At 62.1% G+C, this 25,756-nt stretch carries 23 protein-coding genes and 1 pseudogene; 12 read left to right on the top strand and 12 right to left on the bottom strand.

The features are described from left to right. The first annotated feature begins 8 nt into the window (after window positions 1-8). From AC0L3S_RS18100 to AC0L3S_RS18120, 5 genes are all read left to right on the top strand, one after another. On the top strand, window positions 9-1,190 hold the full coding sequence (locus AC0L3S_RS18100; RefSeq protein WP_473280211.1) for an acyl-CoA dehydrogenase family protein: 1,182 nt from the start codon (window positions 9-11) through the stop codon (window positions 1,188-1,190). Window positions 1,191-1,213: 23 nt separating this feature from the next. After that, window positions 1,214-2,344: an acyl-CoA dehydrogenase family protein gene (locus AC0L3S_RS18105; protein WP_473280213.1), complete on the top strand. Its 1,131-nt coding sequence runs from the start codon at window positions 1,214-1,216 to the stop codon at window positions 2,342-2,344. 14 nt (window positions 2,345-2,358) lie between these two features. Then, entirely contained in the window at window positions 2,359-3,546 is a 1,188-nt protein-coding gene (locus AC0L3S_RS18110) for an acetyl-CoA C-acyltransferase (protein ID WP_473280215.1), read from the top strand. 21 nt (window positions 3,547-3,567) lie between these two features. After that, the gene (locus AC0L3S_RS18115) at window positions 3,568-4,581 is read left to right on the top strand and encodes an NAD(P)H-dependent flavin oxidoreductase (RefSeq protein ID WP_473258657.1); all 1,014 of its coding nucleotides are present in this window, start codon (window positions 3,568-3,570) and stop codon (window positions 4,579-4,581) included. Window positions 4,582-4,716: 135 nt separating this feature from the next. Beyond that, window positions 4,717-5,370, top strand: a complete 654-nt coding sequence (locus AC0L3S_RS18120; protein WP_473280218.1) for a flavin reductase family protein — start codon at window positions 4,717-4,719, stop codon at window positions 5,368-5,370. A gap of 10 nt (window positions 5,371-5,380) precedes the next feature. Here AC0L3S_RS18120 and AC0L3S_RS18125 read toward each other — a convergent pair whose 3' ends face one another. Together AC0L3S_RS18125 and AC0L3S_RS18130 are read right to left on the bottom strand one after the other, a co-directional pair. After that, window positions 5,381-6,592, bottom strand: a complete 1,212-nt coding sequence (locus AC0L3S_RS18125) for a multidrug effflux MFS transporter (RefSeq protein ID WP_473280220.1) — start codon at window positions 6,590-6,592, stop codon at window positions 5,381-5,383. 87 nt (window positions 6,593-6,679) lie between these two features. After that, the gene (locus AC0L3S_RS18130) at window positions 6,680-7,879 is read right to left on the bottom strand and encodes an acetyl-CoA C-acyltransferase (protein WP_473280222.1); all 1,200 of its coding nucleotides are present in this window, start codon (window positions 7,877-7,879) and stop codon (window positions 6,680-6,682) included. A 171-nt stretch (window positions 7,880-8,050) separates the two neighbouring features. Here AC0L3S_RS18130 and AC0L3S_RS18135 point away from each other — a divergent pair, with 171 nt between their 5' ends. The 6 genes from AC0L3S_RS18135 to AC0L3S_RS18160 all read left to right on the top strand — a co-directional run bounded on the left by AC0L3S_RS18135 (window position 8,051) and on the right by AC0L3S_RS18160 (window position 15,446). Then, entirely contained in the window at window positions 8,051-8,671 is a 621-nt protein-coding gene (locus tag AC0L3S_RS18135; protein ID WP_473280224.1) for a TetR/AcrR family transcriptional regulator, read from the top strand. Between the two features lie 19 nt (window positions 8,672-8,690). Further along, on the top strand, window positions 8,691-11,012 hold the full coding sequence (locus AC0L3S_RS18140) for a molybdopterin-dependent oxidoreductase (RefSeq protein ID WP_473280226.1): 2,322 nt from the start codon (window positions 8,691-8,693) through the stop codon (window positions 11,010-11,012). A gap of 16 nt (window positions 11,013-11,028) precedes the next feature. Continuing rightward, a complete protein-coding gene (locus AC0L3S_RS18145) occupies window positions 11,029-11,733 on the top strand; it encodes an SDR family NAD(P)-dependent oxidoreductase (RefSeq protein ID WP_473280228.1) in 705 nt (234 codons plus the stop codon). Window positions 11,734-11,816: 83 nt separating this feature from the next. Further along, window positions 11,817-12,638 carry an enoyl-CoA hydratase-related protein gene (locus AC0L3S_RS18150; RefSeq protein ID WP_473280230.1) on the top strand — a complete coding sequence of 274 codons (822 nt, stop codon included), beginning with the start codon at window positions 11,817-11,819 and terminating at the stop codon, window positions 12,636-12,638. A gap of 93 nt (window positions 12,639-12,731) precedes the next feature. Next, complete coding sequence (locus tag AC0L3S_RS18155) at window positions 12,732-13,511, top strand: SDR family oxidoreductase (RefSeq protein WP_473280232.1); 780 nt, start codon at window positions 12,732-12,734, stop codon at window positions 13,509-13,511. A gap of 339 nt (window positions 13,512-13,850) precedes the next feature. Further along, window positions 13,851-15,446 carry a class I adenylate-forming enzyme family protein gene (locus AC0L3S_RS18160; RefSeq protein WP_473280234.1) on the top strand — a complete coding sequence of 532 codons (1,596 nt, stop codon included), beginning with the start codon at window positions 13,851-13,853 and terminating at the stop codon, window positions 15,444-15,446. A 744-nt stretch (window positions 15,447-16,190) separates the two neighbouring features. On the opposite strand, the gene AC0L3S_RS18165 is transcribed toward AC0L3S_RS18160, so the two are convergent. The 4 genes and pseudogenes from AC0L3S_RS18165 to AC0L3S_RS18180 form a co-directional block, all read right to left on the bottom strand. Further along, entirely contained in the window at window positions 16,191-16,454 is a 264-nt protein-coding gene (locus AC0L3S_RS18165) for a hypothetical protein (RefSeq protein WP_473258637.1), read from the bottom strand. A 103-nt stretch (window positions 16,455-16,557) separates the two neighbouring features. Then, window positions 16,558-16,785, bottom strand: coding sequence for a hexameric tyrosine-coordinated heme protein (locus tag AC0L3S_RS18170; protein ID WP_473258633.1), 228 nt, complete (start codon window positions 16,783-16,785; stop codon window positions 16,558-16,560). A 29-nt stretch (window positions 16,786-16,814) separates the two neighbouring features. Beyond that, window positions 16,815-17,203: pseudogene (locus tag AC0L3S_RS18175) on the bottom strand (c-type cytochrome). A 36-nt stretch (window positions 17,204-17,239) separates the two neighbouring features. Beyond that, window positions 17,240-17,629, bottom strand: a complete 390-nt coding sequence (locus AC0L3S_RS18180) for an FAD:protein FMN transferase (RefSeq protein ID WP_473280236.1) — start codon at window positions 17,627-17,629, stop codon at window positions 17,240-17,242. Between the two features lie 80 nt (window positions 17,630-17,709). Between AC0L3S_RS18180 and AC0L3S_RS18185 the strand changes: the two genes are divergently transcribed. Continuing rightward, window positions 17,710-17,913 carry a hypothetical protein gene (locus tag AC0L3S_RS18185; protein ID WP_473258628.1) on the top strand — a complete coding sequence of 68 codons (204 nt, stop codon included), beginning with the start codon at window positions 17,710-17,712 and terminating at the stop codon, window positions 17,911-17,913. Between the two features lie 142 nt (window positions 17,914-18,055). Here the strand turns inward: AC0L3S_RS18185 and AC0L3S_RS18190 are convergent, their stop codons facing one another. The 6 genes from AC0L3S_RS18190 to AC0L3S_RS18215 all read right to left on the bottom strand — a co-directional run bounded on the left by AC0L3S_RS18190 (window position 18,056) and on the right by AC0L3S_RS18215 (window position 25,587). Beyond that, window positions 18,056-19,450: a cytochrome P450 gene (locus AC0L3S_RS18190; RefSeq protein ID WP_473280238.1), complete on the bottom strand. Its 1,395-nt coding sequence runs from the start codon at window positions 19,448-19,450 to the stop codon at window positions 18,056-18,058. Between the two features lie 61 nt (window positions 19,451-19,511). After that, window positions 19,512-19,745: a hypothetical protein gene (locus tag AC0L3S_RS18195; RefSeq protein ID WP_473258624.1), complete on the bottom strand. Its 234-nt coding sequence runs from the start codon at window positions 19,743-19,745 to the stop codon at window positions 19,512-19,514. A gap of 168 nt (window positions 19,746-19,913) precedes the next feature. Further along, window positions 19,914-20,447: a cytochrome b gene (locus tag AC0L3S_RS18200; protein WP_473258622.1), complete on the bottom strand. Its 534-nt coding sequence runs from the start codon at window positions 20,445-20,447 to the stop codon at window positions 19,914-19,916. 62 nt (window positions 20,448-20,509) lie between these two features. Next, window positions 20,510-21,733 carry an APC family permease gene (locus tag AC0L3S_RS18205; protein WP_473258620.1) on the bottom strand — a complete coding sequence of 408 codons (1,224 nt, stop codon included), beginning with the start codon at window positions 21,731-21,733 and terminating at the stop codon, window positions 20,510-20,512. A gap of 159 nt (window positions 21,734-21,892) precedes the next feature. Then, on the bottom strand, window positions 21,893-22,588 hold the full coding sequence (locus AC0L3S_RS18210; RefSeq protein WP_473280240.1) for a VIT1/CCC1 transporter family protein: 696 nt from the start codon (window positions 22,586-22,588) through the stop codon (window positions 21,893-21,895). Window positions 22,589-23,184: 596 nt separating this feature from the next. Next, window positions 23,185-25,587 carry a membrane-bound PQQ-dependent dehydrogenase, glucose/quinate/shikimate family gene (locus tag AC0L3S_RS18215; RefSeq protein ID WP_473280242.1) on the bottom strand — a complete coding sequence of 801 codons (2,403 nt, stop codon included), beginning with the start codon at window positions 25,585-25,587 and terminating at the stop codon, window positions 23,185-23,187. Window positions 25,588-25,756: the final 169 nt, after the last annotated feature.

A 25,756-nucleotide genomic window follows, 5' to 3' on the forward strand; every position in this document is an offset into this window, starting at 1 on the left:
CGCGCATAATGGAACTCGCACTGTCTCCCGAAGATGCGGCCTTCCGTGATGAGGTGCGCGCTTTCATCGCCGAAAACTATCCGAAGGAAATGCGGGTCCCCAATCCGGAGACCGACCTGACCAAGGAGCAATCATTGCTCTGGCACCGCATTCTCTACAAGAAGGGCTGGATCGCGCCGCTCTGGCCCAAGGAATATGGCGGCCCCGGCTGGTCGATCACCCGACGTTTCATCTTCGAGCAGGAAACAAGCCGGGCCGGGACGCTGCCGCCGTTGGCATTCAGCGTCACCATGGTAGGTCCGGTCATCTACACCTTCGGCAGCGACGCGCAAAAACAGAGATTCTTGCCGCGGATCCTGTCGGGTGAGGATTGGTGGTGCCAGGGCTATTCCGAGCCGGGCTCGGGCTCGGACCTCGCCACGGTCCGGACCAAGGCCGTGCGCGACGGCGACCACTACATCGTCAATGGTCACAAGACCTGGACGACGTTGGCGCAACACGCCGACTGGATCTTCTGTCTTGTGCGCACCGATCCGGGCGCAAAGCCTCAGGCCGGCATCTCGTTCCTCCTGATCGACATGAAATCGCCCGGCGTCACGGTGCGTCCGATCATCACGATCGACGGATCGCACGAGGTCAATGACGTCTTCCTTGAGGATGTCCGCGTTCCTGTCGAGAACCTAATCGGCGAGGAGAACAAGGGCTGGACCTACGCCAAATTCCTGCTGGGTAACGAGCGCACCAGCATGGCCGGGATCGGCCGGTCGACGCGCTATCTCGAACGGCTGAAGAAGGTCGTGAAGGCGGAGATCGCAGCGGACGATCCGGCGCGTCTCGAGTTCAGCAAGGAGATCGGCCGGATCGAGCTCGATGTGCTTGCGCTTGAGGCTACTGAACTGCGGGTCATTGCCCAGATGGCGCGCGGCATCGATCCGGGGCCTGCGGCCTCGCTGTTCAAGATCCGCGGCACCGAGATCTTTCAGGGGATTACCGAGCTGACGCATCGCGCCATCGGTAATTACGGACTGGCGCTTCGCGAGCAACCGTTGAGTGCAAACCAGTTCATGCCGGGGCCCGACTACGGCCACACCGCGTCGGAAAAGTACCTGAATGCGCGCAAGCTCAGCATCTACGGCGGATCGAACGAGATCCAGCGCAACATCATCGCCAAAGCGGTGCTCGGTCTCTAGCAACAGCGCAACGAGAGGATCGGATGGATATCCAGTTCACGGAAGAGCAGGAATTGTTGCGCTCCAGCGTACAGCGCATGCTACGCGACCAATACAGCTTCGAGGCGCGCCGCAAGATCGTGGCCAGCGAAGAGGGGTGGAGCCGCAGGCAGTGGGGCGCCTTTGCGGAGCTCGGCCTGCTCGCCGCGCCCTTCGCCGAGGAGAGCGGCGGACTAGGCGGCGGCCCGCTCTCCACGATGATCATTGCCCAGGAGTTCGGTCGTCATCTGGTGGTTGAACCGTACGTCGAGACGGTCGTGCTCGCCGGAGGCTTGATCGAGCATGCGGGGAGTGATCAGCAGAAGCAGGCCTTCATTCCCGATATCATCGCCGGACAGAAGATCTGGGCATTGGCCTGGACCGAGAAGGCGTCGCGCTTCGACCTCGCCAGTATCGCAGCAGAGGCCCGGCGCGACGGCGAGGATCACATCCTCACTGGCGAGAAGACCGCTGTCATCGCCGCGCCCTGGGCCGATTATCTCATCGTCTCGGCGCGCACCGCAGGCAGGCGCGGCGATCGCGCCGGCGTCAGCCTCTTCGTCGTGGATGCCCGGGCGGCCAATCTCGATGTGCGCAGCTTCAAGACGATTGATGGCCGCCGGGCCGCAGAAATTACCTTCCGCGAAGTTCGCGGCGAGTTGCTCGGCAGGGAGGGTGAGGGCATAGCTCTCCTGGAAGCCTGCCGCGACAGGGCCATCGGCGCGCTCTGTGCCGAGGCGGTCGGCGCGATGACTGAGTTGAACTCCGCGACGCTGGAGTTCTCCAAGGCCCGAAAGCAGTTCGGCGTCACCATCGGCAGCTTTCAGGTGCTGCAACACCGGATGGTCGACATGTTCATCGCTCATCAGGAGGCGCTCTCCCTGATGCAGCATCTCAATCTCAGCCTGGGCGCCGGCGAGAGCGGCATCTCGCGGCTCGCCTCCGGCGCCAAGTCGAAGGTCGGCTATGCCGGCAAGTTCATCGCCGACCAAGCGGTGCAGCTGCATGGCGGCATGGGCATGACCGACGAATTGAACGTCGGCCACTACTTCAAGCGAATCTCCTCCATCAACATCCAGTTCGGTGATCCCGCGCACCACTTGCTGCGTTATGTGCAGCTCGACGCGGCAGCGTAACCAAAGAGGCAGCCATGACGACAGAGGCAGTTATCGTTTCCACCGCCCGTACCGGCGTCGGCAAGGCCTATCGGGGTGCATTGAACAACACCGAGGGACCGACCATGGCCGGTCATGTGATGGCCGAAGCGGTCAGGCGCGCGGGCATCGAGCCCGGCGAGGTTGAGGACGTGGTGATGGGGTGCGCGATGCAACAGGGCACCATGGTAATGAACGTCGCACGCAAGGGGGCGATTCGTGCCGGCCTGCCGGTCACGGTCGCCGGCACCACAATCGATCGGCAGTGCGCATCCGGCCTGCAGGCCATAGCGGTCGCGGCACGTTCGATCACGCTCGATGGTGTCGAGATCGCAATCGGAGGCGGCATCGAGTCGATCAGTCTGGTGCAGAACGAGCACATGAACAGGTTCCACGCGGTCGACGACGAACTGATGGCGATGAAGCCGGAGATGTACATGTCGATGCTCGACACCGCCGAGATCGTCGCCGAGCGTTACAAGATCGGCCGCGACCAGCAGGACGAATACAGCCTCGAATGTCAGCGCCGCATCGGTGCCGCGGTGCAGGCCGGCCGCTTCGATGACGAGATCGTCCCGATTACGACCAGGATGGCCGTCGTCAACAAGGACACCAAGGAGGTCACCTATCAGCAGGTGACGCTGTCAAAGGATGAAGGCCCACGCCCCGAGACCACGGCGGAAGGCCTTGCGAAGATCAAGCCGGTGTTCGAGGGCAAGACCATCACGGCGGGCAACGCCAGCCAGCTCTCCGACGGCGCCTCAGCCTGCGTGATCATGAGCGACAAGATCGCCGCCAAGAAGGGCCTGAAGCCGCTCGGCATCTTCCGCGGCTTCGTCGCCGCCGGTGTCGAGCCGGACGAAATGGGCATCGGTCCGGTCGCGGCCATCCCGCGCCTTCTCAAGCGGCACGGCCTGAAGATCGGTGACATCGATCTCTGGGAGTTGAATGAAGCCTATGCGGTCCAGGTGATCTACTGCCGCGACAAGCTCGGCATCGATCCGGACAAGCTCAACGTCAACGGCGGCTCGATCGCGATCGGTCATCCCTATGGCATGACGGGCAGCCGGCTTGCAGGGCATATCCTGATCGAGGGCCGGCGGCGCAAGGCAAAGTACGGCGTTGTCACCATGTGCATCGGTGGCGGTATGGGCGCGGCCGGCCTGTTCGAAATCGTCAACTGACCGGAAAGCGGAGAAGCGCACGTGAAGACAGCAATTACCGAACTGTTCGGCATCCAGCATCCGATCATCCAGGGCGGCATGCATTATGTCGGCTTTGCCGAGCTGGCAGCCGCGGTGTCGAACGCCGGCGGTCTCGGCATCATCACCGGCCTGACCCAGCGGACGCCGGAGCTACTGGCCAAGGAAATCGCGCGCTGCCGCGACATGACCGACAAGCCGTTGGGCGTGAACCTGACCTTCCTGCCGAGCTTCACCGCGCCGCCTTATCCGGAATACATCGCCGCCATCAAGGAAGGCGGCGTCAAGGCGGTGGAGACCGCTGGCCGCAGCCCCGAGCAGTACATGCCCGCACTGAAGGCGGCTGGCATCAAGGTGATCCACAAATGCACCTCGGTACGGCATTCGCTGAAAGCCGAGAAGATCGGCTGCGATGCCGTCAGCGTCGACGGCTTCGAATGCGGCGGCCATCCCGGTGAGGACGACATCCCTAACATGATCCTGTTGCCGCGCGCGGCGGATGAGCTGAAGATTCCGTTCGTGGCCTCGGGGGGCATGGCGGATGCGCGGAGCCTCGTTGCCGCGCTGTCGATGGGCGCGGCCGGTATGAACATGGGCACCCGCTTCGTCGCGACCAAGGAAGCCCCCGTCCATGCCAACGTGAAGCAGGCTCTGGTCAAAGCCACCGAGCTCGACACCGTGCTGGTGATGCGTGCGCTGCGCAACACCGAGCGCGTGCTGAAGAACAAGGGGGTCGATCAGCTGCTCGAAGTTGAGCGCGAGAAAGGCGCCAGCCTCAAGATCGAGGACATCCATGAGCAGGTGGCGGGCGTCTACCCCAAGGTGATGGTCGACGGCGATATGGACGCGGGCGCCTGGAGCTGCGGCATGGTGGTCGGACTGATCCACGACATCCCGACGGTGAAGGAGCTGATCGACCGTATCATGAGCGAGGCCGAGCAGATCATCCGGGAGCGTCTGATCGGGTTCCTCGATGCTGCCGAGCACAGACCCGCTGTCGCCCGGGCGATTGCGTGAGGGCTTCCGGACGCTTGTGCTGCTACCGTATGCCTTGACGAGATTGCGCACGCATAATCGTGCGTGCGTTGATTACGATCGATGAAGCTCGACTGGCGAGCGGCCGACTGTCAGCAGCCTTGGGAAGGAGAATGTATGGATCCGGCTGACTTCCACTACTATGAGCCCTCGAAGGGTCACGGACTCCGACATAATCCGTTCAACGCGATAGTCGCGCCGCGTCCGATTGGCTGGATTTCATCGCGGAATGCGGCCGGGCAACTGAATCTTGCCCCGTACAGCTTCTTCAATGCGTTTCTCTACGACCCTCCAATCATCGGGTTCTCCTCTATTTCATGGAAGGACACCGTCAAGAACGTAAGCGAGACCCGGGAGTTTGTCTGGAATCTGGTTACGATGGATCTGGGCGAGCGCATGAACACGACTGCGGCGCCTCTCGATCACGGCGTGAGCGAGTTCGAAGCAGCAGGGCTGACGCCAGTACCCGGGCGACACGTAGCTGTGCCGCGGGTAGGCGAGAGCAGGGCGGCAATGGAATGCAAGGTCGTTGACGTCTCTCAGTTGGCGAATGCGCGCGGCGAGAAGGTGGAAGGGTGGTTCGTGCTCGGCGAGGTCGTCGCGGTATACATCGACAAGTCCTTGATCGAGGACGGCGTCTACAACACGGCACTTGCTCGTCCCATTCTGCGCGCCGGCCGTGGTGGAGATTACCTTGAGGTCAGGACGGAAAACATGTTTGAGATGAAGCGGCCGCCTGGCAGTAGCAAACCGGAATTCCACGGCGCTTGATTGAAGCCAATCAAGACCCTGGGCGCCACGCGTACACGCAAAGAGCCAGCAGAGAATACGTGCTCAACACGACGCCTAGCGCCAACATTGCTTGATGCGACACCGTGGCGGCAAGCCATACGCCGATCGCGGCAGTCATCATTTGCGAGAAGCCCAGCAGCGCCGACGCCGCGCCGGCTTTCTCCCCGAATGGAGAGAGCGCTCGCGCGGTGGCTAGTGGACTGACAATGCCCATGCCGAGGAGAAATACGCTCATCGCGCCTAGAAATGGCAAGAAAGTCGGGCTGACCATGGAGATGAGCAGGATCGCAACGCTGCTGGCGGCCGTCGCCCACAAGCCTGCCCGGATCGGGCCATCAAGTCCGTAGCGCGGTGCCAATCTCGTCGCCAGCATACCGGCGGCGAATGCGATAAAGACAGTGCCAGCGAAGAAGAGGCCGAGTTGGATCGGCGTGAAGTGCAGCGCTTCGATCAATAAGCGCGGTGCAGCCGAAAACATCGAGAACAAGCCGCCAATGATCAGGCTCCCGGTTGCGGCCGGGATAGCAAAACGAGGATCGCCAAAAAGGCCAGCATAGGTCCTGACGATCGCGGCCGGATTGAGCGGCGTCCGGATCGAATGGTGGGTTTCGCCGAGGACGATGCCGTAGCCAATGGCGCTCACAGCGGCGAACGCCGCGACGAGCGCGAATTCGGAGCGCCAGCCAAAGCTGTGATCGGGTGCGCCGCCAAGCAGCGGCGAAAATCCAGGAGCTGCCGACATCACGATCATGATCAGCGCCATCGCGCGTGCCAGCGCGGCGCCACTGAACATGTCGCGGGCGATGGCACGAGACAGCACTGATGTCGCGCAAGCGCCGGCAGCTTGCACGATGCGGCCTGCCAAGAGATTAGGTAAATCGTTCGCCAAACCGCAACAAACACTGCCGCCGATGAACACGGCAAATCCGATCAGGACCGGCCAGCGTCTTCCGTAGCGATCCGAAAGCGGCCCGACCAGAAGCTGGCCCAGCCCAAATACTGCTAGAAAGGCGGTGATGGCGGACGTGACCGCCGCGCTCGTGACATTCAACGAGATCGCAATTTGAGGCAGCGAAGGCAGCAAGATGTTTGTCGCGAGCGTTCCCATGGCGGCCAGGACGGAAAGGACCGCGATCGCGAGGCCGCTGGAGGCGGGAACATCCCGCCGCACGCTCTCGGTCGTGAGGCACTGGTCAGTCATGGGAACTTTCGCGCTGATGGGGATAGGCAGGCGACGAAGACGCGGTTCGTGCCGCTCGCCGAGCCCTTTCTTGGCGGATCGACCGTGCTATCTGCGGACGACGCGCTCGATTGCGATGGCGGTGGCTTCACCGCCACCGATGCAAAGGGCTGCAACGCCGCGTCTGAGATTCTGCGCCTCTAGCGCGTGCAACAACGTCACGATCAGGCGAGCGCCGGTAGCACCGATGGGATGACCGAGCGCACAGGCGCCGCCATTGACGTTTAGCTTCTCCCTGGGAATGCCGAGATCCTTCTGCGCCGCCATCGCCACCACGGCAAAGGCCTCGTTGATCTCGAACAGATCGACATCGCCGACGCTCCAGCCGATCTTATCCAATAGCTTGCGAATGGCCGGGATCGGCGCCGTGGTGAACCATTGCGGCTCTTGACTGTGGGTGGCGTGGCCCTTGATCTCGGCCAGTACAGGGAGGCCATCACGATCCGCGAGCGAGCGCTTTGCGAGAATGAGGGCTGCGGCGCCATCGGCATTAGCGGAGGAGGCGGCCGGCGTGATGGTGCCGTTGGCGCGGAACGCGGCTTTCAGACCCGGGATCTTGGCGGGATCGACCTTGAGCGGGTGCTCGTCATTGGCGATAATCCGCGGCCCGGCCTTTTCGGTTAGTGTGATTGGCACGATCTCAGTCTTAAACGCGCCGCCCTCGACCGCCTTGCGCGCGCGGGTCAACGTCTCGATCGCGTAGGCGTCCTGGTCCTTGCGGGTGAATTGATAGGCTTCCGCGGTCGCCTCGCCGAAATCGCCCATCGAGCGCCCGGTCTCATAGGCGTCTTCCAGCCCGTCCATCAGCATGTGATCGATGATCCGGTCGTGCCCGGCGCGATACCCACTCCTCGCTCTGGTTAGGAGATAAGGAGCATTGCTCATGCTCTCCATTCCTCCGGACAACACGATCTCCGCTGATCCCGCGTTGATGATGTCATGGGCGAGCATAGTCGCCTTCATGCCCGAACCGCAGACCTTGTTGACGGTGGTGGCCCCGGTGGCATCCGGCAGCTTGGCGCCGCGGGCGGCTTGGCGTGCCGGGGCCTGGCCCTGCCCGGCCGGCAGCACATTGCCCATGAACAGCTCGTCGATCCTTTCAGGCGCCAGCTTCGCCCGCTCCAGCGCTGCGCCGATCACGTGAGCACCGAGCTTGTGAGCGCTCAGCGAGGACAACTCGCCCATGAACCGGCCAAGGGGCGTGCGAGCGGCGGAAACAATGACAACGGGATCGGAAACGGCGGCCATTGCGAACTCTCCTGCTGATATCTGTTGTTATATGATGATAGTCATATAAGATGGCAGGCATTGCAATGAAATCTTGTCATAGGCTTCGAGGAAGCGCGGTTCCAGAACTGCTCGGAGGGGACGAGTACGGTTGTACAGCCGGTCGTCTTGGGAGATTGCAACGGAGTGGGGATGCGTTACGGAGAGAACCACAGGCGTCGGACGCACCGTCGGATAGTCGAAAATGCCTCGTACGGTTTACGCCAGAAGGGCGCCAAAGGGCTTAGTGTTGTTGACTTGATGAAGCTTGCCGGTCTGACGCATGGCGGCTTCTATAACCATTTCGATTCTCGTGAAGCGCTTGTTAGCGAGGCGATAGCCTTTGCAATGGACCAGACCACCACGCGTTGGAAAAAGCTGGCCGACGACAAAGCCAATGGTGAACGCTTCGAGACGCTGATTGCCGACTATCTTAGTCCCCGGCATCGAGACAATCCCAAACACGGTTGCGCCCTTCCAACCCTGGCGGTCGATGTCGCTCGATCGGGCTCGAGCGAACAGCAGGCCTTGGCGGCCAAACTGGAGAGGATGATCGATGTCTTTGTCGAGTTGCTTCCCGATGAGCCACCGCGGCAGGCTCGCCAGATCGCGACGGGCGCTATCGCAACCCTGGTCGGATCGGTCGTGCTGTCGCGCGCCGTCGGCGTTGGGAAGCTTTCCGACGGCATTCTCGCTGCGGGACGCATGACTGCCGGTGGCCGGACCCAAAAGCCTCGGCGTAGAGCGACAAGGACGACGCGCTGCGACAAATAGCAATGTCAGGGAGGTGACCATGACGGCCGGCAAATGGCTCAAGACAGCATGTAACCTGTGCTACATCAATTGCGGGATCGAAGTTTGGGTGAATGACGGTCGCCTGGAGAAAGTGCGCGGCGACCGTTCGAGTCCGAAATCACAGGGATACCTGTGCAACAAGGCGACTCGAGTTCCCTATTATGCGAATGACAAGGATCGGCTAACGTCTCCGCTGCGTCGTCGCGCCGACGGCGGATTTGACGAGATCGAGTGGGACGTGGCGATCGCGGAAATAGCGGCGCAGTTGCTAGAGATCGTCGACAAGCATGGCGGAAAGACTATTGCCCTTTACGGCGGTGGCGGGCAGGGCAACCATGCCGGCGGCGCCTACGCCAGTGGTTTGTTGCGTGCGCTGGGTTCGCGCAGCGTATTCAACGCACTTTCGCAGGAAAAAACCGGCGACTTCTGGGTCAATGGTCATATGTTCGGCAGCCAGACATGCCACACTGCCGAAGACGTACACCATTGCGATCTTCTGCTCGTCATCGGTGCAAATCCCTGGATCGCGCACGGCTTCCCCAATGCGCGCGATCATCTCAATCAAATTCGCAAGGATCCCGAACGCAAGCTGATCGTCATTGATCCTCGGCGAACAGAAACCGCCGAAATGGCGGATCTGCATCTGGCGGTTCGTCCCGGTGCCGACGCGTTTCTCCTTGGCGCATTGCTGGCCACGCTTGTCCGTTCCGACCGGATCGACCATGCCTTCATTCAGGAGCACACGACAGGCTTCGCGGAAGTGAGGCAGGCGCTGCTGAACATCCCCGTCGAAGAATGGGCTGCCGCCGCCGATATCTCGATCGCGGACCTGGAGCGGTGCGCTGCGATGATTGCGGCCGCGAAGGCCATGGTGGTGCGGGTCGAGCTTGGCATTCAGCAAGGCACCAACTCGACACTCAACTCCTATCTTGAGAAGCTCTTGATCATGCTTTCCGGAAATTTCGGCCGGAAAGGTACCAACCAACTGCATAGCTGGCTTCAACCACTGTGGGGCAACTCACCGAACCAGACGTTTGCGCCAACCGGCGACGCGATCATTGGGGGACTGTTGCCTCCCAACATCTTCCCCGAAGCGGTGCTCAATGACCATCCCGACCGGTTGCGTTGCGCTTGGGTCGACAGTTCCAATCCCGCCAACACGGCAGCAAATACGGAGGCGGTAGAACGTGCGCTGCGCTCGCTCGAGCTATGTGTCGTGGTCGATGTTGCGATGACCGAAACCGCGCGGCTCGCGCACTATGTTCTCCCTGCGTCTTCGCAATTTGAGAAAACAGAGTTTACCCTGTTCAACTTCGAGTTTCCGACGAACTATTTCCAGGTTCGTGCGGCTGCCTTGCCGCCGCTTGCCGGCACCTTGCCGGAGCCTGAGATCTACACGCGGCTTGCCATCGCCTTGGGGCTTCTGCCGGGCGATAATGTGCTCGCGCCGCTGCGCGAAATAGCGCGGCGCTCGCGACCGGAATTCGCCGCGGCCTTTCGTGCTTTCATCGGGGAAAACCCTGCGGCAGTGCCTGCCCTCGTGCTCTACCATACGCTGGGGCAGACGCTTCCGGATGGTACGGCGGCCGCGGCGCCTATGTGGAGCGCGGCATTGGCTTGCGCGAAGCGGTCGCCTCAAGCGGTGCGGCGGGCGATCGGCGCATCGGACGACGTGGCGGATCGTCAGCTCGGCGACCTCCTGTTCGATACGATCGTGTCCGCCCGTCAGGGCACGGCCATTACACGCCACGACTATGACGAGGTCTGGTCATTGATCGGCCATTCGGATCGCAAGGTCCGGCTGGTCGTCCCGCAGATGTTGGAATGGTTGGCGCGTCTCGATCCGGAAGCCGCGGGCGCGCCAAAGGAGTTCCCGTTCATGCTGGCGGCTGGTGGCCGCCGCATGTTCAATGCCAACCAGATCTTTCGCGATCCCGCGTGGCGTCGCGACGATCCGGACGGTGCCATGCTGATCAATTCGAGCGAACTGAGGAATCTGGGCGCGGAGGATGGTGACTGGGTCGCGGTGGAGTCCGTGGTCGGCCGGCTCGTGGTGCGCTGTAAGGTCGACGACGGCATGAGGAATGGGCAGCTCGCGCTCCCGCACGGCTACGGCCAGGCATACCCGGCGTCGGACGGAGAGCGACTGATCAACGGGCCACGTATCAATCTGCTCACAGAGAGCGGCAACCGCGATCCAATTGCCGGTACGCCCTACCACAAGAATGTCGCGGTTCGTTTGGCCCTGGTGTCCGCGCAGGAGGCAGCCGCCTATCAGTCGCAGTCCGAGCGAATTCATTTGAGAGCGGCCGGACAGTAACGCGGAGAGAGTCCAGATGAGCGATAAACCGATCGCGATCGTGACCGGGGTCGGGCCGGGCACCGGAGCTGCCATCGTCAAGCGCTTCTCTGCCGGCGGGTTTCGTATCATAGCGCTCGCTCGTTCAACGGAGCTCATCAATCACCTGGCGCAAGAGCTTCCTGATGTCCATGCGATGACCTGCGACGTCTCAGACGAGAACCAGGTGCGGACCGTAGTTGCTGATGTAAAGCGGCGTTTTGGCGCGGCTGAAGTTCTCGTCCACAACGCGGTGGGCGGGGGCTGGGGAGGCTTTCGTGAGATCGATCCGAAGATGCTGAAGGGCAATTTCGAGGTCAACGTGATGGGCTTGTTGTACCTGGCGCGCGAAGTGGCTCCTGACATGATCGACCGAGGCAAGGGCGCAATCCTGGTGACCGGAAATACGTCTTCGATCCGGGGCAAAGCCAATTTCGCCGGCTTCGCGCCGACAAAGGCGGCCCAGCGCATTCTTGCTGAATCGATTGCGCGTGAGGTGGGACCTCTCGGCGTCCACGTCGCTTATGTCCTCATCGACGCCGTGATCGACACCCCTCGTATGCGCGCGCGGATGAGCGACAAACCAGATGAATTTTTCATCAGGCCTGAAGCGATCGCCGAAGAACTATTTCATCTCTACCGTCAGGACCGATCGGCCTGGTCATTTCTTACTGAGCTGCGGCCATTCCGCGAAAATTGGTAATCCCCGGCTGACGCGAAAACGATCACCCGTAGTGCGCGCTTTGTCATTCGGAGAGCTCTGCGCGAAACTTGAAAGGACATGACATGGCGGATGAATCAATCTCAATAGATACCGGAACGGACGAACTGCTGTGTGTGATTCGGGACCGCGTCGCCGTGATCACTTTGAACCGACCGGCGGCACGAAATTCGCTGTCCGATCATCTCACGCCGGCGTTGCGTCGGATAATCAAGCGCAGCGGTGATGATCCGGACGTCGGAGCATTGCTGATTACCGGCGCGGGTACCGCCTTCTGTTCGGGCGGCGACGTCAAGGGGATGGGCAGCAACACTGCACCACCGGCCATGTCAGTCAGTGAGAAGGTCGAGCGATTAAGGGATCGCCAGCGAACCCTCACCGGCGTACTTGTCTCGGTGCGCAAGCCCACCATCGCGGCCTTGCCGGGAGCGGCGGCTGGCGCCGGACTTGCCATCGCGCTCGCCTGTGACATTCGTATTGCAGCCGAATCCGCCATCATGACGACTGGGTACGCCAAGATTGCGCTGACCGGCGATTACGGCATTTCGTGGCTATTGACCCGGCTGGCCGGAACGTCGCGTGCTCGCGAACTCATGTATTTGTCCGAACGGCTCGATGCACGCCGTTGTGAGGCACTGGGACTGGTAAATCGCGTGGTGTCCGATTCTGAACTGCAACAGGAAGCATTTGCAGTGGCAAGGATGTTGGCGAACGGTCCGGGGAGCGCGTTTGCCTCTATCAAGGACAATCTCGATCTTGCGCTGTCGGCTGACTTCCTGACGTCATTGGATCAGGAGGCCGAGAGGATGGTACTTGCGGCAGCGACTACGCAACACGCCGAAGCCGTCCGAGCTTTCATTGAGAAACGTTCTCCCAGTTACAGGTGACACCCGCTGAGTAAATTTGCGATGCCGGGCGCGAAGGGCAACGTCGTCATTGCAGTGAAGCAATAGGTCACCAAACGCATTGGAGGCAGCAACATGACTCAATTCAACCGCGACACCCAGACTTTCGCCCAGGAGGTTGCTCTCATTATCGGCGGCGGCCCGGGTATCAGCTCGAGTTGCGCCAGGCTGTTCGCGGAAAGCGGTATGCATGTCGGCGTTGCAGCCAGGAATCCCGAAAAGGCGGTGCTTGAAAGTCTCGAGAAAACGTATGGTGTGCGTCGGTACGCCTGCGATGCAAGCGAACCGGCAGCCGTGGCACGGCTGTTCGAGAATGTCGTTCAAGAGATCGGAATGCCAAGGCTTGTCGTGCACAACATCGACGGCCGGGTTCCCGGCATTTTCCGCAAGAACGTGATCGAAGCCGACCCGGTCATGGTGCTCGAAACTCTTCGAAACTCGGCGTTCAGCGCGTTCTTAGTAGGGCAACAGGCAGCTCGCCTCATGCTGGGGAATCAACCCGACGCCAATGGCGCGAGAGGAACGATCATCTTCACGAACGCCAGCGCGGCGCTCAAGGGCTTCCCGTCAAGTGGGGCGTTTGCAATGGCATGTCATGCCAAGTCCGGACTCGCGCAAAGCATGGCAAGAGAATTGATGCCGCAGGGTATCCACATCGCGAACGTGCCGATCGACGCCGCGATCGGCTGGACCCAGCAGGACGGTACCCGCGCGCACCGGCTGGCGGGAACAACTATCGAAGACAATATGGCAGACCCCGATCATATCGCGAAAACCTATCTGCAGCTTCATCGGCAGCATCGGTCGACCTGGGCATTCGAAGTCGTCCTCCGGCCGTGGGTCGAGAAATGGTGACTCTGGGTGCGCGAACTCTCAACCCGGCGAACGCATGCCAATCCCGACAGAAGCTTCTCAAACCTGAGCGGTAGCGCAAGCGTTGAACCAGGATCAGCAGACTCCAGCGAGCGCTGATCACCACAGCTGCGTTTGCACGGACACTCTGCCTGCAATTCCAAATAGGAATTATGCGATTGCATCAAATTTGCCGGCTTTTGAGGTCACCGCACCGCCATTCGTGTTGACAGTTCTATTTTAGAACTATTTACTGATCGGCAGATGAAGTGACAGTGCGAACCCTCCCGTTCGAAGGGGAGCGCTCTGCGCGCACAAAAACACAGTACCAGGGAGGACGGCATGAGGAGCGTGGACGATATCACTGCGGCCGAGTTGCTGGATGGATTACCGTCCAGGGTACACGAGGTCTACGCGCCCTTCGTCCGGGATATTCCGGATCATCCGGCGTTCGTGGAAGGGGGGCGTTCGTGGACTTACCGGCAGTTCTCCGATGCCGTGAACGCCGCGGCGAAGGATCTCGCCGATCTCGGGATCAGGCCCGGCGATCGCGTGATGATTGCGAGCGAGAACAGCGTGGCTCTGGGCGCGATGCTCTTTGCGGCCAGCAAGCTCGATGCATGGGGCATCGCGGTGAATCCCCGCCTCTCGGCCCGGGAGATCGACCAGATCGGGACGCATAGCGGCGCTAGGCGCGTGATGTTCAACGCGGCGCTCTCGAAGGAAGCCGCCGATCACGCCGGCCGCATCGGAGCCAAGATCAGCGCCGTGGGGCCGTTTGGCGGAATTGGCATCGGTCCTCTTAATGCCGATGCGGAACCGGAGCCCGTCGAGAGAGATGGGGCGCGGCAGGTTGCGGGTCTTCTTTACACATCGGGCACGACCGGTGCCCCGAAGGGGGTCATGTTGAGCCACCGCAACCTCCTTTTCACCGGAAGAGTTTCGGGGCTGCTGCGCAAGAACGATCCGGCCGACCGCATCTATGGTGTGCTGCCAATGTCTCACATCGTCGGCTATTCGATTCTGCTGATTGCAACGCTGATGCATGGCAGCACCCTGCACGTCGTAGCCAAGGCCGATCCGGCTGCGCTGGCACATGCCATAGCCGAAGAGGGTATTACGAGCCTGTTCGGCGTGCCCGCCACATATCAGCGTTTGCTCGAATACAAGGCTGTCAAGGGTATCCAACGGCTCGATCGGGGCAGGTTGCGGCTCATGTCTGTCGCCGGCGCTCCCCTCGACCTCGATCTCAAAAAGCGGATCGAGGACGAGTTTGGAATCCCGCTCTTGAACAATTACGGCATCACCGAATGCTCGCCGGGCTTGTCGGGCGTCCGTTCAGAGCATCCTGTCGCAGACGAGTCAGTTGGCCCCTTTCTTCCCGGTATCGAGCACCGGATCGTGGACATGCAAGGCAACAAAGTCGCGACCGGTGAGGTCGGCGAATTGCACGTCCGGGGCCCCAATGTAATGCTCGGCTACTATCGCGCTCCGGAATTGACGGCGGCGGCGATCGACGACCAGGGATGGTTCAACACGGGGGACCTCGCCCGGGTCAACCGCGAGGCGCATCTGTATATCGCCGGGCGCACCAAGGAACTGATAATCCGCTCCGGCTTCAACGTTTACCCCGCCGAGGTGGAAGCTGTGCTGAACTCGCACGACAAGGTGGTGCAATCGGCCGTCGTTGGACGGTCGGTCGACGGCAACGAGGAGGTCGTCGCGTTCGTGCAGCTCCTTCCCGGCGCACGCGTTAGCGCCGAGGACCTGAAGTCGTACGCGGCTCAACAGCTCGCATCGTACAAGCGTCCGACCGAGGTGATCCTGCTCGAGGCTCTGCCATCGGCCTCCACCGGGAAGATACTCAAACACAAATTGCGCGAGATGGCGACCGCGCCGGCGGTCGCAACCAGGTCCGATGTGGCGGCTGCGGTCTGACGCATGCAGGGAACATAACGAGGGTGTTCAGAACACGCTTTGACCGCTGGGAGAAGAAATCGAGAAGCGGCGCGAGCCGTCGCCGGAAGGAGAGATGTCCATGTTTGGCCAGATCATGATTGCGGCCGCGATCGCGGTATTCGAACAATGATGAGTTCATGCGCCGCACAAGAGTGCCGCTCGTCGCTCACGCCGTGGACATTGGAGAACTACTCGGGCAACCCGGCTTTGCGAAAACCCTCAATCATCAGCTGCGCATCGGTTGATAGCCGACTCCGAGCGACCCACGCCGACGTTGTGAAGGTGGGGTTCAAGTCAAGCACACCAGCTGCCGCCTCACGGGTTCAGCGTCCCATCGGAGATGTGCGAAAGCGGATGCGAGGCAGCGGTAGGTCCTGGTTAGGAAGAGTTCTGGCGCTGGGCTCTCTTCCCTGCAACGATGGCCTCGTCAAAGCGACGAAGCTCAATAAGGGCAAAGCCCATACCGGTTGACGCTGTGAACTGTTGCGGGTCCGCCGGGCTCATTCGCATGGCACGTTCAAAGCTCCGGATCCCTTCCTCCGGCTGCCCGCAACGTTGCAGCCCCAGCCTCTGCGGCTCCATATGCGTGCGGTCGCGATCGCTACGTCTGTTCGCGCTGCGAAGACGATCCGCTGCACGACCCGGCCGCTCTCACGTGGGCAAATAGTCCGCTGAAGGCGCCGGTGGGCCCGAGACACGAGCGGCCCCCGGCGGCAACGGCTACTACGGGTCGCGGCGCTCCCGGTGCCGGAACGGATCGGCGGCGTCGTCATGACCTGAGCGGCTACTGAAGAACATTAAGGCCATGAGCCCGCACCCGACGAGAAGCGAGAAGAAGGTGCCTAGCCCCAGCGCGATCCACCCGTGCTTCCCCATCTCGACGCCGCTGCTCGCAGTCCACACGGAGACGGCCCAGACGCCTGTGAGGATCAATACGGCGCCCAGGACGACCAGCAGGACGATTTGACCGGTACTGAGACCTCTCATCGCTTCACCTGTTCGTGCCGGCTCTGGATGAACCGCGAACGCGGGCAGGCGTTCCGGTGTGCGCTGCGGGCAGCTCCCGAGCAGGCGGGACGGCCGCGTCTCATCAGAGCCACCAATTATTGGCGGCGGCGACCGTCTGAAAGTGGACGGCCACCACGTGGGATGTTGCGATCAGTTGCTCCGAATCCTGCTCATAAGCCGCTCGCAGGCGCGTACGGACTTCGTCCGATGGCTGCGTGATCTTCACCGCCATTCGTGAGAGCTTTACGGCCAGCTCGAAGCCGGCCTGGGGTGTATCGGACTTCAATGACGGTAGCCAATTTTCGCTCATATGCCGCATCCTTTGTTGGGCAGGAGTGCTCACTGCGTCAGCTTGACGGGCGCCTTGTCGAACGTGTGCAGGTAGGCGATCAGATCCTTGATCTTCTGCTCGTCCTTGATGCCGGCGAACGCCATCTTGGTGCCGGGGATCTTGGCTTTCGGGTCCTGATGTACTCGGAGAAGGTCGCCTCGTCCCAGGTGATGCCGGACTTCTTGTTGGCCTCCGAGTAGTTGTAGCCCTCGACCGATCCCGCCTTCCGTCCGATCAGCCCGTTGAGGACCGGGCCGACGACGTTCTTGGCCGTGTCGCCGACCTGGTGACAGGCCTTGCAGACGGCAAAGACCTTCTCGCCCGCAGCGGCATCCTGGGCGCCGGCTTGGCCGAGACCCGCTGCGAGAAACAAGGCTACAAGTGCTGTCCGGTTCATCAAGGTCTCCTTTTCCTTAGGATTGAAGTCGATCGATCAAGCGGTGATTTCGGATGACTTGCCCGCCGCATCCATGAGATGGACGCGTTCGACATCGACGTATGGCAACAGCGAACGGATTCGCTGTTCCGGCATCAGGCTGAACGCGGTCGAGAGCGCATCGGCTGCAGTGGCGCTTCGAGCGACGGTCGTCACGCTTTGATAACGATGAGCGCTGCCTCCCGTCGCCGGATCGAACAGATGGTTGAAGCGGCCTTCGGCATCGAACCGGAACCCGTAGCTTCCCGAGGTCGACACCGCCCGGTCGACGATCGGAACGATCGTGGCGATGCGGCTCGCGACCTCCGGATCGGCGACGCCCACTTCCCAGGGGCGGCCGTCCGGCCGCGCGGATCGAGGCCCGACGGCTTGAGCTTTGCGTCGCAACGCATCTTGCGGCCCTCGAACAGCGTCTGGAAGGGGCGGCTGCGGTGCGCACGCGCGAACTCCGCGAAACGACCATGCGGATGGCCGACGAGGTCGGCGATTTCGGAAGCTTTCCGGAGACGCTCGAGCAGCGGGACGCGCCGACGATCGCCGAGGCGTTGGCGGACGCCTATCTCGAAGGTGCCGAGCGCTCCGGCGATGCCGAGCGCGTCGAAGCCTTGCAGCACCTGGCGGAGCGGGCAATCTCGAGCTTGGCCTGGCTGCGCTCGCTTGGCGCCGAATGAGGCGCTTCCCAGCACGCAGCAGATGCAGAAACTCGACTCCTCACCCGCTATCGGCCAGAAAACCTCGCCAGTGCCGGCCGTAGGACCGGCTGGACGACCTCCCGGCAGAATACTGGCGGGCACTCTTGGAGTACGCTCTACCTCACGGACACTTCCGGAGGCGCATAGGTAGGGCGTTCGTTGGCCGTAACGTAATCCCCTGCAGTGGCCAGACTTTGGTGCCCGGCAGAAGGTCCAGATCGAAGCGTCGCATCAGCACCGCCAACACGATCGTCGCCTCCTGCAGCGCAAAGGATGATCCGATGCAGGTCCGGGGACCTGCGCCGAAGGGCAGGTAGGCGAAACGAGGCACTTCGCTTCTTGCCGGCGGCAAGAAGCGCGACGGGTCGAACATATCCGGCCGGTCCCACAGGCGCTCGTGCCGATGCAGCACGTAGGGTGCGATAACGATCAGGGACCGGGCGTCGATCTCATGAGATCCCAGATTGTCCGGCCGTTCGGACATTCGGCTGAGCGCGGCGATGGGGGGATAGAGCCGCAGGGCCTCTTCCACGACCGCCAGCGTCACCGGCAGCCGATCGGGCAGCCCGGCCGTCGGGCCGCTCAGTTCGCGCTCCGCTTCCTCTCGAACGCGAGCCCGCCACGCAGGCGCCTGCGAGAGCAGAAAAATCGACCACGCCAGCGAATTGGCCGTCGTCTCATGGCCGGCGGAGAGGAACGTGAGGATGTTCGACCTCACCTCGGCGCGGCTCATCGGCTGTCCCGTCGAAGGATCGAGCGTGCGGAGCAGCAGTGTCAGGATGTCGTTCGGATCGTCCTTGCCGGCCGAGCAGGCAAGTCGACGGCGCCGCGCTTCGATGATCTCGTCGATTACGCGCTCGAAGTAGCTCATCGTCCGGCGCAGCCTCGCCCGCCCTGGGCGCGGCACGAATTCCGGAACGCCGAATAGATCGAGCGCGCCGATGCGTCCGATGACCCCGAAATAGGCGTTCATGGCCAGACGAAATTCTTCAAAGTCTCCGCCGATCCCATCGGAGAAGATGGTCAGGGCCAGTACCTTGAGCGTGAGCAACGTCATCTCGGCGGCAGCGTCGACCACGGTACCGCAGCCGAGGCGGCTCCATTTGCCCGCGAGCTCGTCCGCCGCGGTCAGTATCGCCTCGCTGAAGGAGGCGACGGTCCGCTTTGCGAATAGCGGTGCCAAAGTCCGGCGCTGCATCTCCCAGCGGCTTCCTTCCACGCTCAATAGGCCGTCGGCGAGACCGGAGGATAGGATGCGGCGCTGGATTGGGTCCTTGCGGTAGTTGTCCGCGTTGTCGAGAAGAACGCGCTTGATCGCGGCCGGGTCGTGAACCAGAAATGCCCGGGCAAAGGGCAGTTTGACCTTCGCAATCGGTTCACGGAAAAACTCGGCGCTCCAGCATTCGAGAGGGTTCCTTCTCAGGGTCTGGATGATCTCGATCAGCCCGAGCCGCCTCGGCGGCGGCACGGGAGCCGGTGGTCGATAGTCACTATCGGTCAGACTGCGATCCAGCATGGGGGCGAGCCGGTTCGGCGCCCGGGTGGGGCGAAGGTGGACGCCTCCGGGCGATTGTCCATCAGTTGGATGAACAGACCTTGACCGTCTCCATGCCGGTCTCCGCTTCCGCGCGTGTCTTGTAGATGGTACCAGATCGGCTGACGACGATCATGGAGGTCTCCGTCGGCTTCTTGTCGAGGATCGTGCACTTCTTCGTCTTCATATCCTGAGCGATGTAGAATTCGTTGGCCGCTAGGGCCGGAGCGACGGAAGCTAAAACGAGACCTGCGGCAGCAAACGGCCTGAGCTTCATATCTTCCTCCTTCCGAACGCCGGCAGTCAGGCCGGCAAGGAACAACAGGAAAAAACGGCAATTTGTTCCTAACCCGGAACACTGCGGGCACGCCCGCGGTCCAGATCGAGCCGCCCCTAAGGACCCGCATCGTCGTCCCCGCACGCCTTCCTCGCGAGCCGCTCCATCTCACCCGGGGAGCATCCGTTGCATCACGCGGTCGCGGTAAACGAAGATGTGCGCCAGCGCGGCAGCCAGGTGGATCCCTATCAGCGCAAGCAAGGACCACTCCGCCGCCTGGTGCAGCCCGTCGATAGCCTTTCCGGCGGCCGCGTTGTCGGACGCGAGCATCGGCAGCGGAACGAGGTAGAATAACTTCAGCGACCAACCGCGGTAAGATGCGAACAGCCAGCCGGTGAGGGTCGTCGCCAGCACCGAAATGTAGAGCATCCAGTGCACGACCTCCGAGCTCAGGCGCTGCCACGCCACAAGCGAGGTTTCCGGCGCAACCGGATGTGTCAATCGCCAGACGAAACGCACAACGATAAGCGCAAGGATTACGATGCCGATAGAGACGTGGAAGGTCATCGGAGCCCCCGGTCTCTGGCCGCGGTGGACGTCCGGCATCAACCAGCCGATCGGATACTGCACGGCCAGGAGACCGACGATCGTCCAGTGCAGGATTTTTGCGGTCCTCCCGTAGCGCAAGCGAAGGGTGGTCATGCTAGGGTCCTCCGGTCGGTTTGGCCGTGCCAATAACGCCCGCGGTTCGGTGCCGTTTCTCGCTATCCGAGGAGATCGACGAGGAGCAGGGAAACCGTCGTGAACAGGCCCGCGACCGGCACCCACATCGGAACGAAGAATACGCCGGCAGGACGAGTCAATTCGGCTGCCTTGATCCGAAGCAGCGCCAGATTGACCAAGGCAAAGATTCCGAGCGTCAGGCGCGAAGTCCACTCGGCCAAGCCCGTCAGCGGAATGCCCAGCGCAAGGATCAGGATGGCTCCAACCCCGAAGAGGGTCGCCACGATGGGCGTGCGGCTTCTGGCGTTCACTTTCCCAAGAAGTTCGGGAAGGCTACCCTGGTCGGCCAGCCCATACAGCACGCGTCCTATCATGATCATATGAACGATGATGCCGTTGATCGTCGCGACGATCGCGATGGCGCCCAAGACCTGCAGAGGAAGACCCGTCAGCCGCTGAAATACCAGGGCGAGCGGAGCGGAGGAGCGCGCGAGCTCGATCGGCGGCACGGCGACGACCGCGATCCACACGACGGCTGCGTAGAGAAGCGCGGTGACGCCGAGCGTGATGAGGAGCGCCCAAGGCAACGTCCGGAGAGGATTCTTCATTTCCTCGGAGATGTTCACCAGGTGTTCGAAGCCGATGAACGCAAACACTGCGAGCAGCGAAGTTCGCGCGATGCCGGACCAGGCCCCCGGGTCATGCAGCGAAGGCCAAAGTTCAGGCAGACGCGAGACGAGCGCGCCGCCATTGAACAGGCCGGCGGCGAGGATGAGGATCAACCCTCCGATCTCGACGACCGTCATCAGCCCCGCGAAGCTGATGGACTGAACCGCGGAAAGGCAGGCGATGGCTCCCATCGCGAGCACGACGCCGGCGATGATCCAGGCAGCAGGGAGCGGCACGAAGACGCCGATGTAACCGGCGCTCCCGACGCTGATGGTGGCGCCTGAGATCGTCGCCGCGGCCACCACGAGCAGTCCTGTGGCGCCGCTAAGCCATTTCCGGTGAAAGGCTGCCTGGACGTAAGCTGCCTCGCTTGCCGCGACCGGCAGTCGCGTGCCCAATTCGGCAAAGGTTCCTGCGGTCATGCCCATCACGACCGCGGCGGCGAGGAACGCGAGAGGCGCGTGCATGCCGCTCCGTGCCGCTGCCGCCCCGACCAAGACGTAGATTCCGGCGCCGATCGTGACGCCCAGCCCATAGAGCACCGCATGCGTCAGCGTTAGTGAGCGGATCAGCTTCGGCCGTTTTTCAGTGCTCATTTTCTTTGGTCGCCGAGGGGCCCATGAGAGCCGACGTGACCTTCTTTGCCATGGCCACGCGAGCACTGCTTGACGCTGATCAAGTGCATCTCAAGCGCGCTACGGCACCATTCCGGGCAGGCAGGCACGCGTTTTCGCGGCCCGGCGCTGATGCGACGCCTAGCCGAAGAGGTGCGCGAGCCAGTACGCCGCTCCTGCGGCCAAGCCGCCGACCAGCAGCGTCTGCGCCGCGGATTTTAGCTTGTTGACGCCGGTGAAGTGCCCCTTGACGGCTCCGAAGCACAGCAGGGCCATGCCTGTCGCGGCAACCGAGATCTGCAGGGCCGTTCCGATGTCTTTCGTGAACATATAGGGCATCAGCGGAATCAGACCGCCGACCACGTAGGACCCGCCGATGGTGACGGCGCTGATCGGCGCCCGCTTCGGATCGGGACGCTCTAGGCCCAGTTCGAAGCGCATCATGAAATCGACCCAACGCTGCCTGTCGGACGCGATCGCGCCGACCACGGACTTCAGCGTATCTCCTTGAAGTCCGTACTCGCGGAAAACGCTCTCGACTTCCTCGATCTCCCGTTCGCGCAGGTGCTCGACTTCGTGCTGCTCGCGCTGTTCCTCGGCCGCATAGTGCTCCGCGTCCGTGCGCGCCGCGAGATAGCCGCCGAGCCCCATCGCGATGGCGCCGGCGACGACTTCGGCGAGGCCGGCGGTGACGATGACGTCCATGCTGGCGACCGCCGCCGACAGACCGGCGGCCAGCGCGAACGGGACCGTCAGACCGTCGGCCATGCCGATCACCACGTCGCGGACGCTTTCGGTGGCGGTGAAGTGCTTTTCGACATGGGACGTGGAGGGCACGGTGATGCTCCTGCTTGACGAAGTTGATGGTCGAGTCCGAAGAAGGCTGCCTAGTCGGCAGCCCTCTTGCGACCGGAGATCATGGAGACGACCAGGTTTTCGCGATGTTCGAAGCTCGCGATCAGCACGCCGAGAAAATGCGCCATCCAGCCGTGTTAACCTTAATCGCACCCTGAGGAGCGATTCGGTGGCGGAGTTGGACCAGGAGGAGATGCTGACGTCGGCGCTGATCCGTGCAGCAGGGGACTGCTCGGTCTCGATCAGGCAGGAGCAGCCAATTTGGTAGGGCTCAGCCAGCGGACGATCTCGAAATTGGAGGCCGAGGACGACCTCTCCTCCAAAGATCTGCGCCGAAGGAATGCCCTGAAGGCCATCAGATCTGGGAGAAAGCAGGCATAGAATTCATTTTTCCGGGCGAGAAATCCGGTCAGGGAGTTCGCATCAAGCCCGCCTCCAAATAGCCGCTCAGGAAAGGGCGACGGGAATATCCGAATGGCCAGATCGCCAGACGCTGTTTTTATTGCGATGCTGGCGAGTTGATGAGACCTTCTCGGATCAGCGAGTTGAAGGCACACCGGTCGGCGTCTCGATGACATCTATTTTGCCGGCAAAGCGTAAGCCACCAAAGAATCGCCGATCGGCGTCTCCATGAAATGATGACCGCCGGCCATGATGACGAGATACTGGCGGCCGCCGGCCTCATAGGTGATCGGCGTGGCTTGGCCGCCGGCAGGAAGCACGTCCTTCCAGATGGTTTTTCCAGTCTTGATATCGATAGCACGGATCAGATTGTCGGTCGTCGCTGCGATGAAGATCAGGCCGCCGGCGGTCACGACGGCACCGCCATTATTTGGCGTCCCGATTCTGATCGGCAGCATCGACGGGATCCCGAACGGGCCGTTCGTCCGGGCTTCACCCAACGGACGATCCCAGAGCGTCTTGCCGGTCTTCAGATCGATGGCGCGAATTCCGCCATAGGGCGGCTGCTTGCACAACAATCCGGTGCCGGGCAGCCGCCAGCCGGCATTGACGTTGATCGCATAGGGGGAACCGAGCTGTGGATCGCCCGCGCCTTCCTGCCCGCCGATTTCGCCGCGCGCCTGGTCCCGCGGCGCCCAACCGAGACGATTGGCCTCGTCGCGCGGCACCAGCCGATTATAGTTCGGCATGTCGTTGTAATTGGCAACGATGATGTCGCGTACGGGATCGATGGCGATGCCGCCCCAATCGGAGCCGCCATTATAGCCTGGATATTCAATCCAGTGCGGGCTGGCCATGGGGGGCGTGAAGATGCCCTTGTAGCTCGCCTGACGAAACTGGATACGGCAGACCATTTGGTCGATGGGCGACATGCCCCACATGTCCTGCTCGGTGAGATCGGCCTTTCGCAGGGTGTGGTAAAGCGAGAATGGCTGGGTTTTGGCGCGCTGCGCAGGCTCCACGCCGCCTTGCGGCACCGGCCGCTCTTCGACGCCGACGAGCGGCTTGCCCGTGCGGCGGTCGAGCACGAAAATGTCACCGCGCTTGCTCGGCAGCACCAGCGCCGGCACCGGCTCGCCTTTGTCCGTCGGGAAGTCGACCAGCGTCGCTTGAGAGCCGAGATCGTAGTCCCAGACGTCATTGTGCACGGTCTGGAAATGCCAGGCGGGCTTGCCGGTCGTAACATCTAGCGCGACCAGCGATGTCGCGAACTCTTTCTCGCGGTCCGAGCGGCTGCTGCTCCAGTAGTCCACGGCCGAAACCCCAAGCGGCAGATAGACGAGTCCCAGCTCCTCGTCGCCGGAGGCGGTCGTCCACATGTTGGGCGTGCCCCTGGTGTAGGTTTGTCCAACCGCCGGCGGCGCGCTTGCATCCGGCTTGGCCATGTCCCAGGCCCAGCGCAATGCGCCGGTTTGTGCGTCGTATCCCTGGATCACACCCGAGGGCGCGTCCCGCTTTTGCCCATCGAGCACTTCATGCCCGATAACAACGACGCCGCGAACGATCGTCGGCGCCGACGTGATCGCAAACATGCCGGGATCGTGCCGACCAACTCCCGTCGCAGTGTCGACCTGTCCGTCATGTCCGAATGCCTCGCAGCGCTTGCCGGTCTTCGCATCGATTGCGATCAGGCGTGCGTCAAGCGTACCTTCGATGATGCGGCTGGCACAGGCCGCGCCCTGATCGGCATTGGAGAGTTCGTAATATGCAAGGCCTCTGCAAGCTGCGGTATACGGAATGAACTCGTCCGGAACGCGCGGGTCAAATCGCCAGATCTGCTTGCCGGTCTTGGCGTCGACGGCGATAACGATGTTCTTGGGCGTGCAGACGTAGAGGTTATCCCCCACCTTCAGCGGCGTGTTCTCAGCGCCGTATGTGCCCTTTGTATTCTTGGTAGGCAAGTCGCCCGTGTGAAAGGTCCAGACTTTGGTGAGCTTGGCGGCGTTCGTCGAGTTGATCTCGTCGAGCGGCGAATAGCGGCGCGCACTGTAGCTGCCGCCATACGCAGGCCAATCTGCGCCTGTCTTCAGAGGCGAAGGATCGGTCATCGCGACGGTCGGCGATGGCATTGCGCGAGGAGCGGCGCTTGCCGGCCGAAAAGCTCCGGTCATCAACACAGTTGTGGCTACCAGCAGTACAAGCCCGACAGCGATTGTAGCCGCAGCTTCATACTGGTGGCGAATGGGGCGAAGCTTCGGCGTGAGCGCCAGGACGGCGATCAGCAAAATGGCCGGTCCGACAGTCCGGGGCACCAGCGCCCAACCGTTGGCGCCAACTTCCCAGAACGCCCAGGCGAGGGTGAACAGGAAGAGAAGAACGTAAAGCCATGCGCCTTCAACGCGCCGGCGGGCCAACAGCAGACCCGAGATGATCAGGACGATTCCGCTGGGGAGATAATAGAAGGAGCCTCCCAACCAAAGCAGCCATGCACCGCCGGCCCCGAGCACGAGGCCGATCAGAACCATGAATCCTCCGAGGGTGAATGCCGCCCAATCTGCCGCGCGATACGTCTGAGCCATGCCAGTTACTCGTCATAGATTGATGCTTTGCTCCAGATCCAAGAGCGCGTCCGGCGCTTTGGTTCCCGCATTTGCGGGTACGCTTCCGGACCACGGAGCGCCGTTGGCGGGGGGAGGCGTTTAGCTCAAGCGCCCCTCAGCAGCCCGAAGAGATGGGCAATTCGTTTCT

Source organism: Bradyrhizobium sp. Ken01, from assembly GCF_055807355.1.

Excerpts from the sequence above, each read along its gene's own strand:
- AC0L3S_RS18100 (WP_473280211.1), top strand. The coding sequence starts at position 9 with ATGGAACTCGCACTGTCTCCCGAAGATGCGGCCTTCCGTGATGAGGTG.
- AC0L3S_RS18105 (WP_473280213.1), top strand. The coding sequence starts at position 1,214 with ATGGATATCCAGTTCACGGAAGAGCAGGAATTGTTGCGCTCCAGCGTA.
- AC0L3S_RS18110 (WP_473280215.1), top strand. The coding sequence starts at position 2,359 with ATGACGACAGAGGCAGTTATCGTTTCCACCGCCCGTACCGGCGTCGGC.
- AC0L3S_RS18120 (WP_473280218.1), top strand. The coding sequence starts at position 4,717 with ATGGATCCGGCTGACTTCCACTACTATGAGCCCTCGAAGGGTCACGGA.
- AC0L3S_RS18125 (WP_473280220.1), bottom strand. The coding sequence starts at position 6,592 with ATGACTGACCAGTGCCTCACGACCGAGAGCGTGCGGCGGGATGTTCCC.
- AC0L3S_RS18130 (WP_473280222.1), bottom strand. The coding sequence starts at position 7,879 with ATGGCCGCCGTTTCCGATCCCGTTGTCATTGTTTCCGCCGCTCGCACG.
- AC0L3S_RS18135 (WP_473280224.1), top strand. The coding sequence starts at position 8,051 with ATGCGTTACGGAGAGAACCACAGGCGTCGGACGCACCGTCGGATAGTC.
- AC0L3S_RS18140 (WP_473280226.1), top strand. The coding sequence starts at position 8,691 with ATGACGGCCGGCAAATGGCTCAAGACAGCATGTAACCTGTGCTACATC.
- AC0L3S_RS18145 (WP_473280228.1), top strand. The coding sequence starts at position 11,029 with ATGAGCGATAAACCGATCGCGATCGTGACCGGGGTCGGGCCGGGCACC.
- AC0L3S_RS18150 (WP_473280230.1), top strand. The coding sequence starts at position 11,817 with ATGGCGGATGAATCAATCTCAATAGATACCGGAACGGACGAACTGCTG.
- AC0L3S_RS18155 (WP_473280232.1), top strand. The coding sequence starts at position 12,732 with ATGACTCAATTCAACCGCGACACCCAGACTTTCGCCCAGGAGGTTGCT.
- AC0L3S_RS18160 (WP_473280234.1), top strand. The coding sequence starts at position 13,851 with ATGAGGAGCGTGGACGATATCACTGCGGCCGAGTTGCTGGATGGATTA.
- AC0L3S_RS18165 (WP_473258637.1), bottom strand. The coding sequence starts at position 16,454 with ATGAGAGGTCTCAGTACCGGTCAAATCGTCCTGCTGGTCGTCCTGGGC.
- AC0L3S_RS18170 (WP_473258633.1), bottom strand. The coding sequence starts at position 16,785 with ATGAGCGAAAATTGGCTACCGTCATTGAAGTCCGATACACCCCAGGCC.
- AC0L3S_RS18185 (WP_473258628.1), top strand. The coding sequence starts at position 17,710 with ATGGCCGACGAGGTCGGCGATTTCGGAAGCTTTCCGGAGACGCTCGAG.
- AC0L3S_RS18190 (WP_473280238.1), bottom strand. The coding sequence starts at position 19,450 with ATGCTGGATCGCAGTCTGACCGATAGTGACTATCGACCACCGGCTCCC.
- AC0L3S_RS18195 (WP_473258624.1), bottom strand. The coding sequence starts at position 19,745 with ATGAAGCTCAGGCCGTTTGCTGCCGCAGGTCTCGTTTTAGCTTCCGTC.
- AC0L3S_RS18200 (WP_473258622.1), bottom strand. The coding sequence starts at position 20,447 with ATGACCACCCTTCGCTTGCGCTACGGGAGGACCGCAAAAATCCTGCAC.
- AC0L3S_RS18205 (WP_473258620.1), bottom strand. The coding sequence starts at position 21,733 with ATGAGCACTGAAAAACGGCCGAAGCTGATCCGCTCACTAACGCTGACG.
- AC0L3S_RS18215 (WP_473280242.1), bottom strand. The coding sequence starts at position 25,587 with ATGGCTCAGACGTATCGCGCGGCAGATTGGGCGGCATTCACCCTCGGA.